At 72.9% G+C, this 9,810-nt stretch carries 8 protein-coding genes; 5 read left to right on the forward strand and 3 right to left on the reverse strand.

The window, feature by feature from the left end; genetic code table 11:
* Together dpgB and dpgA are read right to left on the reverse strand one after the other, a co-directional pair.
* Positions 1–809 (reverse strand): enoyl-CoA-hydratase DpgB (gene dpgB, locus VR45_RS17915; RefSeq protein ID WP_107084209.1); only part of this gene is annotated, 809 nt, incomplete at its 3' end.
* Between the two features lie 20 nt (positions 810–829).
* Entirely contained in the window at positions 830–1,909 is a 1,080-nt protein-coding gene (dpgA, locus tag VR45_RS17920; RefSeq protein ID WP_353612698.1) for a 3,5-dihydroxyphenylacetyl-CoA synthase DpgA, read from the reverse strand.
* Positions 1,910–2,049: 140 nt separating this feature from the next.
* Between dpgA and dpgD the strand changes: the two genes are divergently transcribed.
* Positions 2,050–2,931, forward strand: a complete 882-nt coding sequence (dpgD, locus tag VR45_RS17925; protein WP_078896624.1) for an enoyl-CoA-hydratase DpgD — start codon at positions 2,050–2,052, stop codon at positions 2,929–2,931.
* 69 nt (positions 2,932–3,000) lie between these two features.
* On the opposite strand, the gene VR45_RS17930 is transcribed toward dpgD, so the two are convergent.
* On the reverse strand, positions 3,001–4,167 hold the full coding sequence (locus VR45_RS17930; RefSeq protein ID WP_045940788.1) for a glycine amidinotransferase: 1,167 nt from the start codon (positions 4,165–4,167) through the stop codon (positions 3,001–3,003).
* A gap of 548 nt (positions 4,168–4,715) precedes the next feature.
* On the opposite strand from VR45_RS17930, the gene VR45_RS17935 reads away from it, so the two are divergent.
* The 4 genes from VR45_RS17935 to VR45_RS17950 all read left to right on the forward strand — a co-directional run.
* On the forward strand, positions 4,716–5,759 hold the full coding sequence (locus tag VR45_RS17935; RefSeq protein ID WP_045940789.1) for a methyltransferase: 1,044 nt from the start codon (positions 4,716–4,718) through the stop codon (positions 5,757–5,759).
* Positions 5,760–5,768: 9 nt separating this feature from the next.
* Positions 5,769–7,550: an ABC transporter ATP-binding protein gene (locus VR45_RS17940; RefSeq protein ID WP_045940790.1), complete on the forward strand. Its 1,782-nt coding sequence runs from the start codon at positions 5,769–5,771 to the stop codon at positions 7,548–7,550.
* Positions 7,547–9,358, forward strand: a complete 1,812-nt coding sequence (locus VR45_RS17945; RefSeq protein ID WP_045940791.1) for an ABC transporter ATP-binding protein — start codon at positions 7,547–7,549, stop codon at positions 9,356–9,358. Before VR45_RS17940 ends, VR45_RS17945 begins: the two co-directional genes overlap by 4 nt.
* Before the next feature lie 143 nt (positions 9,359–9,501).
* A partial coding sequence (locus VR45_RS17950; RefSeq protein WP_045940792.1) for a hypothetical protein occupies positions 9,502–9,810 on the forward strand: 309 nt, incomplete at its 3' end.

Below are 9,810 nucleotides of genomic sequence, written 5' to 3' on the forward strand. Positions count from 1 at the left end.
GAGCAGGAGCGGGGGCGGGCGCCGGGACGGGTGCCGGCGGTGGGAGCTGGGGTGCCGGGCCGGGCGGGCGGGCCGGAGTCGTCACCGGGCGCTCCCCGGTGTCCCCGGGGCCGCGGCGGCGGCCAGCCGGCGCAGCTCGCGGTCGCGCGGTCGCAGGCGGCCAGGTGGACGCCCAGGGCTTCGTCGTAGTCGGCCGAGCCGGCCTCCAGCAGGAGCTGGCGGCGGACGGCCAGTTCCCGGTCCGAGATCCGCCCCATCAGCACGGTCGCGGTGTGCACGGCCTCCGCGACGTCCTCGCTCAGCTGGTCGATCAGGCCGAGTTCCAGTGCCCGGTCGACCGAGATGTCATTGCCCCACATGACGATCTGGCGGGCCCTGGCGACGCCGAGGTGCTGGACCAGCCGGTAGAGCGACATGCCGGGCCAGAAGTGGCCGTCGTTGACGGGCAGCATCAGCAGCAGGTCGGGTGCGCCGATCCGGAAGTCCGCGGCCAGCAGGAGGTCCAGGGCCGGGCCGCCGCAGGCGCCGCGGGCGGCGGCGATGGTCATCGCGGCCAGGCGCTCGAACCGGCGCACGGCCCGCTCCCAGCGGTTGACCTGCCGGACGTCGACGGCGCCGGGCCAGGACCGGGAGTCGGCCGGGGTGACGTCGAGGCGCAGCACCACGACGGACCGCTCGGGCCGGTTCTCCACCTCGTCGCAGACGGCGTTCACCGCCGCCGTGAGCTCGGCCAGCGGCCGGGTCCCGTCGATCCTCACCTCGGGGCCGAGTCCGTCGGGCAGCGGGGTCGGGTCGAGGTTCGCGTGCATCGTGACCGCCATTCCTTCCGTCACCAGCCCACCAGGGCCAGTTCGATGGTTGATCCGGGACCCATGGTCATGAGGACGCCGAATTCGCCGGGTTCGGCGCAGGCCTCGGCGGCAAGCCGTTCGTAGGAGAACAGAAAGGATCCGCTCGAAAGATTTCCGTGGTCGCGGAGGACCCCGGTGGTGTGCCGGACGTCCTTGCGGGTGAGGCCGAGATTCACCCGGACCGAATCCACAACCTTCTTCCCGCCGGAATGGATCACCCAGTGGGAGATGTCGGAGCGGTTCAGTCCCGTTCCGTCGAGGAGGCGGTCGAGCGAGAGTTCCGCGTGCGCTCCCACGACATAGGGGATGTCCGGGTCGAGGTAGAAGCTGAATTTCCCCTGCGCGTCGTCCCAGTCGTAGCGCATCGCGGCGGAGGCCTCGGGGACGATGCAGCTGGAGAAGCGCAGCAGCGCCGGGCCAGCGGGCGTGGCGGGTTCGACGGCGGACGGCGCGGTGGCCGGTGCGGTGGCCGGTGCGGTGGCCGGTGCGACCACGGCGACCGCCGCCGAGCCGTCCCCGAAGAGGCTGTTGACCACGGCCGAGCGCATGCTGCCGTCCATCACGTACGCCGCCGAGCACGCCTCGATGCAGACCATCAGGGCCAGCTCACCGGGGTGGGCGGCGGCCCAGGAGGCCACCGAGGTCAGGCCGTTGAGGCCCGCGTTGCACCCCATGCCCACCACGTCCAGCCGGGCGCAGTGCCGGTCGATGCCCAGCTCCTTGATCAGCAGCGCGGAGAAGCCCGGGGTGAGGAGCCCGGTCGAGGTGACGCAGCACAGGTACCGCACCTCGGCGAGGGTCGCGCCGGCCGCCCCGAGGCAGGCCTCGACCGCCTGCCGGCCCAGCGCCACACCGCTGGTGACGTGCTTCGCCAGCAGCTGGCCCTGGGTCTCGACGGGCATCGTGCCGTCCGGCAGCGGCGGCGGGAGCGTGAGCGCGCGGCGGTCGATGGCGCTGTTCAGGAATATCGAGCGGACCCGCGGGTCGGTGATGCCGAAAATGTCCAGCAGTTCGCGCTGCGAATAGGAGGTGCCGGGCACCGAGGTGCCGACCCCCACGATCGCGGGGGATGTCGTTCGGGATTCCGCGGACAAGGATTTCGGGCGGTTCCGGACACTCCGGTCGGCCACTTTCATCGTCGTCTCCTCCGGACGCTTCCTCGGTAGTTTCTTCGGTGTCGCCGGGCTACGATTCCGCCATGTCGGAAGAATCTTCAGGGAAATCCGGGAACGGGAACACGGACGAGAGCACGAACGGGAACGCGGCGGCCGCCGGGAATGCCGAGGAGCCGAGGGTCCTGTTCGAGAAGGACGGCCGGGTGGCCCGGGTGACGATCAACCGGCCCGCCGTGCTCAACGCGATGGACTTACGGACGCACGAGGAGCTGGCGCGGGCCTGGGACGCCTTCGAGGCCGACGACGACCTGTGGGTCGCCGTGCTCTCCGGCGCGGGCGAACGCGCCTTCTCCGTCGGCCAGGACCTCAAGGAGCTGGCCGGCCGGGTCCGGGACGGGACGGCGGGCACGGCCACCTTCGGCAGCCGGGGCAAACCCGGCTGGCCGAGGCTGACGGAGCGGTTCGAGCTGGCCAAGCCGGTGGTGGCCTCGGTCCGGGGGTACGCGATGGGCGGCGGGTTCGAACTCGCCCTGGCCTGCGACCTCGTCGTCGCCGCCGAGGACGCGACGTTCGCGCTGCCGGAGGCCAGGCTCGGCCTCATGGCGGGCGCCGGCGGCGTGTTCCGGCTGACCAGGCAGCTGCCGTGGAAGACCGCGATGGGGCATCTGCTGACCGGGCGCCCGATGGACGCGCGGCGCGCCTTCGAACTCGGCCTGGTGAACGAGGTGGTGCCGGCCGCCGAGCTCGACGCCTGCACCGACCGGTGGGTCTCGGACATCCTGCGCTGTGCTCCCCTCTCGGTCCGGGCCATCAAGGAGGCGGCGACCCGCTCCGCCACCGTGCCGCTGGAAGAGGCCTTCGCGATGCGCTACCCCTGGGAGGAGCGGCGCATGGCCGGCCGGGACGCGGTAGAGGGGCCGCTCGCGTTCGTCGAGAAGCGCACCCCCGACTGGGAGGGCCGCTGACACCCGGTCGCTCCCCCTTCGGCGGCGGGAACCGGCCACCGCGCCGGTGCCCGCCGCCCCGCCCCCGCGTCAGTCGAGGTAGTCCTCCGGCCCGCCCTCGCGGACCGTGTCCAGCGTGAAGCAGTGGAAGCCACCGCCGAAGAGCCGCCGGTGGCGGTGGCGGACCGGCACGACGGTGAAGCCGTGCCGTTCGAGCGTGCGCCCGAGCTCCGGGCAGGCCTCGTTGACCAGGACGGTGTCCGTGTCCGGGGCGACGGAGAGCACGTTCAGGTCGATGAACGGGCTGGTCAGAATCAGGTCGTCGTCGTCGTACTGCGGGAAGTTGTTGCCCTCGGCCGGCGGCGGGACGATCAGGTCCCACTTCCGGAGCGCCTCGGGCAGCTTCTCGACCACCCGCTCGTTCCGGACCAGCAGGGTGCCGGGCCGCAACGCCAGCACCATGCTGTCGATGTGACTGTCACTCAGCCGGTGCACCCGGTGGATCCGGAACCGGCCTTCGAGGTGGCGCTCCAGCCAGTCGCAGGCCATCGCGTGGTTGGCGGTGGAGATGTTGACCACGAGGTCGCGTCCGAGCCGCAGGCACTGGGCGCCGTCGAACATCATCTCGAAGCCGACGTCGTACGGCGACGGTCGCGGGTCCCCGATCGGCTCGGGGGGCCCGCCGACCGTGCTGGTGCGCGCGTAGTCGAGGTCGAAGGACGCGTCCGTCATCAGCGGCCGGGGCATGACGGTCCAGCGGGCGCCCTGCTGGAAGTAGTCGTTGAAGATCCCGGTGAGGAACTGGGTCTCGAAGTAGCGGGACCGGATCATCGGCGGCGTCTCGATGATCTCGTCACCCAGGATCAGGGTGTTGTCGCGGACGTTGAGGGGCGGCACCACCGAGGCCGTCCAGGCCGGCGTCTCGACCCTGGCCGTCGCGGCGTCCACGCTCATCGGCCGGTGGACCGTCACGGAGAGCGATTCGAGTGCCTTGACGATGCCGTCCAGGTCCTCGTTCAGCTCGTCCACATAGCGCTGCTTGATCGATTTCCGGCCGGATCCGGCGCCCGGCCCGCCGTCGGCGGCGGCCGTCAGCCGGGGGTAGTACCACTCCGAGCGCGAGGAGTTGTCCTTGGCGATGTTGTCGTGGAAGAACAGATCGAAGGACAGCTCGCGCTCGTGCGAGGTGTAGTTCTCCGCCGAACCGACGATCACCTCCTTGAGCGGCGACCATTCGTCGAAGCTGTTCAGCTGCATCGCGGGCTCCTCCAGTGGTGGTTCTGTCGGCATGTGAATGGTCCGGTGACCAGGGTGATCACCGGGTGCGGTCGGCCGTTCGCCGCTCATGACCCAGGGGGGGCGGAATCGCGCCGGAACCGGGACGCGCGACCCTCCCGGCCCAGCCCTCCGGGGCCCTGACGGATCGTCACATCCGCCCCGGGGGGCGCGGTGTCTGCACACCATCACTTCATCCCGCCCGACTGTGCGTCAAGACCCCGGTGACGAACGGGGCTTCGAGATCTGCGGGATGATTCACCCATAAGCCCACAGAGTCGGCCGCGCGGACCCTCTTGATCCCGAGGGGTCGCCTACCGGTGCAATGTGACGTACCATCTGCTGGGCACCGGGGTGTCCGCCGGGCCCGTCCAGGCCGTGGATCCCCGGATCGACGGCCCCCGCGACGATTGTTCCGCTCGGGCCGCCCGCATTCCTCGGGCGCTTCCGAGTTCTCCGCCTTTCGCGTTCCGAGTTCTCGCGCTTCGGGAAGTCCTCCGCCGACGATCCAGAAGGGAATGCTCGTCCATATGAGCAACACGCACGATGGTGATCCGGTCTACGAGCGCTTCCGGTTCCTGGTGAACGCCCCCGCGCTCTTCAACGCGGTGACCACAGCAGTCGAACTCGGCGTCTTCCGCCACCTCCAGGAGCACGACCGGGCCTCGTTCGAGCAGCTCCACGCCTTCACCGGCATCCCCGCCCACCAGCTCCGGGTGCTCCTCCAGGGCGTCTGCTCGACCGGCCTCCTGACCAGGACCGACGGCCAGTACGCCAACTCCGCGGTGGCCGGGGACCTGCTGGCGACGGACGCGCCGGACAGCTGGTCCCACATCCTGGTGGGCTGGAAGGAGGTCTACTACCCGGCCTTCTCGCACATGACCGGGGCGCTGCGCGCCGGTACCAACACGGCGCTCGCCGACCACCCCGGCGACGAACCCACGCTCTACCAGCGCCTGTCCCGCAACCCCGAGTTGGAGGCGGTGTTCCACCGGGCGATGAGCGCCTTCACCCTGCGGAGCGTCGACGCCCTGGTCGAGCGGAGCGAGTTCGCCTCCGTGCGGCACCTGCTCGACATCGGTGGCGGCGACGGCACCACCTCGGCCGAGTTCGCCCGGCGCCACCCCGGACTCCGGGCCACCGTCTTCGACATGCCCAGCGTGTCGCGGCTCGCCGGCGACGGCGCGGCCGCCGAACTCGCCGACCGGGTACGGCTACACCCCGGCGACATCTTCGAGGACGCGTTCCCGCCCGGCGCCGACGCCGTGCTCTTCAGCCACGTCCTGGAGATCTTCGCCGAGGAGCAGATCCTCGCGCTGCTGACCAAGGCGTACGACGCCCTGCCCGCCGGCGGCAAGGTCTTCGTCTACGGCTTCAACGTGTCCGACGACGAGACCGAGGGCATCTTCTCGGCCCGGCTGGGCCTCTACTTCAACGTGCTCGCCAGCGGCCGCGGCATGGCCTACCCGGCCAAGGACTACGAGGAGTGGCTGCGCCGGGTGGGCTTCACCGAGGTGCGGACCGTCGGCGGACTCCCCTACGAGCACGGCCTCACCCTCGGCACGAAAGCCTAGGGTCCTCGTATGCGTCCCTTCCCCGAACCCGACCCGGGCGAGCCCGCGCTCGGCTCCCCCGGCCGCTACCTGCTGTGGCTCGCGGCCGCCCACCGCGCCTCCGCGGTCCTCGCCGTGGGCTACGGCGTGCTCTGCACCCTGGCCCAGGCCTTCGTGCCCGCCGCGATCGGCCGCGGGGTCGACCGGGGGCTCATCGCCGGGGACAGGGGCGCGCTGGTGGCGTGGTGCGCCGTCGTCCTCGGCCTCGGCGTCACCCAGGCCGTCGCCGGCACCCTGCGCGACCGCTGCTCGGTGACCAACCGGTTCGGGGCCAGCTACCGCACCATGCAGCTCGTCACCCGCAAGGCGGCCCAGCTGGGCGCGGAACTGCCCCGGCGGGTCTCCGCCGGCACGGTGGTGAGCGTCGGCGCCACCGACATCACCCGGATCGGCGCCGCCCTGGAGAGCACCGCCCGCGGCGGCGGCGCCGTGGTGTCCATCGCGGTCATCGCCGGCGTCATGCTGACCGTCTCCTGGCAGCTCGGCCTGGTCGCCCTGGTCGGCGTACCGCTCTCGGCGGCGGCGATCGCCGCGCTGATGCGGCTGCTGCACGCCAGGCAGCAGGGCCTGCGGAAGGAACAGGGCGCGCTGGCGGACCTCGCCGTGGACATCGTCGACGGCCTGCGGGTCCTGCGCGGCATCGGCGGCGAGCGGGTCTTCGCCGACCGGTACCGCGAGCGCTCGCAGCGGGTGCGCCACGAGGGCGTCCGGGTCGCGGGCGTGGAGTCGAGCGTGGCCGCCGGACGGCTGCTGCTGCCCGGACTCCTGGTCACGGTGATCGTCTGGCTCGGCGCCCACTTCGTCGGCACCGGCCGGATGAGCCCGGGCGCGCTGGTCGCCTTCTACGGCTACGCCGTGTTCCTCGCCGAGCAGTTGCGCCGTGCGACCTCCATGGTCGACCAGCTGACCAGGGCGTTCGTCGCGGCCCGGATGGTGACCGACCTCCTCACGATGGAACCCGGCCTCGGCTCGGGCGACCGGGACCTCGACACCGAGGGCGCGCGGGGGCCGCTGCGGGACCCGGCATCGGGCCTGGAGATCCCACCGGGCCGGTTCGTCGCGGTGGCCTGCGCCCGCCCGGACGACATGCTGCTGCTGGCCGACCGGCTCGGCCGGTACGTGGACTCCCCGGCCACCCTCGGCGGCACCCCGCTGGCCGAGTTCCCGCTCGCCGGGGTGCGCCGCCGGATCCTGGTCGTGGACCACGACGCCCGGCTGTTCTCCGGCGGTCTGGCCGGCCAGCTCGATCCGCACGGCCCGGCGGGCGGCAGGCCGGACGGTCCCGCGGGCGGCGGCGCGACCGGCGGCCCGGACGGCAACCCGGACGGCAACGCGGACGGCGCCGCGGACCGGCTGCGGAGGGCGCTCGACACCGCCTCGGCCCACGATGTCGTCGAGGCGCTGCCCGAGGGCCTCGGCCAGGAGATCACCGGCGGCCGGGAGTTCTCCGGCGGCCAGCGGCAGCGGCTGAACCTGGTCCGCGCCCTGGTCACGGACCCGGACACGCTCGTCCTGGTCGAGCCGACCAGCGCGCTCGACGCCCACACCGAGGCCCGCGTCGCCGAACGGCTGGGCGCCCACCGGCGCGGCCGGTCGACCGTGGTGTTCACCACCAGCCCGATCCTGCTGGACCGCGCCGACCACGTGGTCCTCGTCGAGGGAGGAACGGTCGTGGCCGAGGGCCGGCACGGCGAACTGCTCGCCGACGCCCGCTACCGCGCCGTCGTCACCAGGGAGGTGACGGTGGCATGAGCACCCTTCCCGTCGCGACACCCCGCGAGGTGCGCGCGTACGCCAGGCGCCTCGCCCTCCGGTACCCGGGACAGCTCTCGTTCTCCCTGCTGCTGCACGCCCTCGCCACCGCGGCGGGGCTGGTCGCGCCGAAACTGCTCGGTGGACTGGTCGAGGACGCGGGCCGGGGCACCGGCATCGACGGCGCCACCGGCACCGCGCTGACCATCGGCGCCGCCGTCGTGGCCCAGGCCGTCCTCACCCGCTTCGCGCTGCTCGCCTCGCTGCGGCTCAGCGAGAAGGTCCTCGCCCGGCTGCGCGAGGAGTTCGTCGACCGGGTGCTCGCCCTGCCCCTGGCCACGGTGGAACGGGCCGGCCCGGGCGAGCTGATCACCCGCACCACCCGGGACATCGACGTGCTCGCCGGCACCGTGCAACTCGCCGTCCCCGACACCCTGGTGGCGCTCGCCACGGTCGCGCTGACGCTGGGCGCGGTGGCACTCACCGCGCCGGTGCTGGTGCTGCCGTGCCTGGTCGCCGTGCCCGTCCTGTGGCTGTCGACCAGCTGGTACCTGCGCCGGGCCCGGGCCGGCTACCTGCGGGCGAACGCCTCCTACGCCCGGCTCACCGGGGGCCTCGGCGAGACCGTCGACGGGGCGCGCACCGTCGACGCGATGCGGCTGGCCGACCACCGCTTCGCCCGGGTCAACGAGGACATCGCCGAGTCCTACGCGGCCGAGCGCCGCACGCTGTACCTGCGCAGCGTCTACCTGCCGATCGCCGACACCGGCTATGTGCTGCCGGTGGTCGCCACCCTGCTGATCGGCGGCCTGCTGTACCTCGACGGCCATGTGTCCCTGGCGGCCGTGACGGCGGCCACCCTGTACGTGCAGCAGATCATCGGCCCGGTGGACCGGCTGCTGTACTGGATGGACGAGCTGCAGGTCGGCGGGGCCTCGCTGGCCCGGATCCTCGGCGTGCACGGGCCCGGGTCCGAGGCGGGCAGCGTGGCCACGCCGGAGACGGGCAGTGCGGCGGCGTCCGGCCCGGGCGGTGCGGGGGCGAACGGTGCGGGCGCCGGGAAGGACATCGTCCTGAAGGGCGTGTCGCACGCCTACCGGGAGGGCCAGAACGTCCTGCACTCCGTCGATCTGACGATCCGGGCCGGGGAGCGGATCGCGGTCGTCGGCCCGTCCGGCGCCGGGAAGAGCACGCTCGCCGGACTGCTGGCCGGGCTGCACACCCCCACCGCCGGCTCCATCACCATCGGCGGCACCGCGATGGCGGCCGTCCCGGTGGCCGAACTCCGCCGCCAGATCGCCCTGGTGACCCAGGAGCACCACGTCTTCCGCGGCACCCTGCGGGACAACCTGCTGATCGCCCGGCCGGACGCCGGGGAGCACGAGCTCGAACACGCCCTGAAGGCGGTCGACGCCTGGGAGTGGGCCTGCGAACTGGGCCCGGACACCGAGGTGGGCTCGGGCGCCGCGCCGCTCTCGCCGATCCAGGCGCAGCAACTGGCCCTCGCCCGGCTGGTGCTGAGCGATCCGATCGCCGTGGTCCTGGACGAGGCCACCTCGCTCCTGGACCCGCGTGCCGCGCGGCAGCTGGAACGGGCCCTGGCCGCCGTACTGGAGGGACGCGCGGTCGTCGCCGTCGCCCACCGCCTGCACACCGCGCACGACGCCGACCGCGTCGTGGTGATGGAGGACGGCCGGATCACCGAGACCGGGAGCCACGAGCAGCTGGTGCGGCGGGGCGGTCCGTACGCCCGGCTGTGGCGCTCCTGGCACGGCGAGCGGGCCGAGCCGGCCGACCGGTCGGGCTGACCGGGCCCGCCAGGCACAACAGCGACAGCAAGCGACAACAAGCGACAACAAACGACAGCAGCAGGACGACGGCCCGGGCCGACGCTCTGTCGAGCCCGCATGCCGTCGCACCACCCAGACACCGAAGCACGAAGGGGGACCACATGACGGACACCGCGTCGATCCGGTCCGGGGCCCGGCACGGGCACCTCGACGGAGCGACGGCGATCGACCTGGCCACCGACCGGCCCCGGCTCACCGCCGGGCCGTACCGCCCCGGGACCGAGCGCCTGCCGCTTCCCGCCGCCACGACGGCCCGCCTCGACCGGGTGAGCGACTCGGCGGGGGTTCCCCCGTCGATCACGGTGCTCACCGCCTGGGCCGCCGTGCTGCACCGTCACACCGGGCAGTCGGAACTGCTGCTGGGCCTGGCCGCCGACCCGGCGACCGGCCCCGCCGTCCTGCCGCTGCTC

The organism is Streptomyces sp. NRRL S-495, from assembly GCF_000966955.1.
Classification (GTDB): domain Bacteria; phylum Actinomycetota; class Actinomycetes; order Streptomycetales; family Streptomycetaceae; genus Kitasatospora; species Kitasatospora purpeofusca.

Bases quoted from the DNA above. Each gene is read 5' to 3' on its own strand.
- VR45_RS17940 (WP_045940790.1), top strand. From the start codon at position 5,769: ATGCGTCCCTTCCCCGAACCCGACCCGGGCGAGCCCGCGCTCGGCTCC.
- VR45_RS17935 (WP_045940789.1), top strand. From the start codon at position 4,716: ATGAGCAACACGCACGATGGTGATCCGGTCTACGAGCGCTTCCGGTTC.
- dpgD (WP_078896624.1), top strand. From the start codon at position 2,050: ATGTCGGAAGAATCTTCAGGGAAATCCGGGAACGGGAACACGGACGAG.
- VR45_RS17945 (WP_045940791.1), top strand. From the start codon at position 7,547: ATGAGCACCCTTCCCGTCGCGACACCCCGCGAGGTGCGCGCGTACGCC.
- VR45_RS17930 (WP_045940788.1), bottom strand. From the start codon at position 4,167: ATGCAGCTGAACAGCTTCGACGAATGGTCGCCGCTCAAGGAGGTGATC.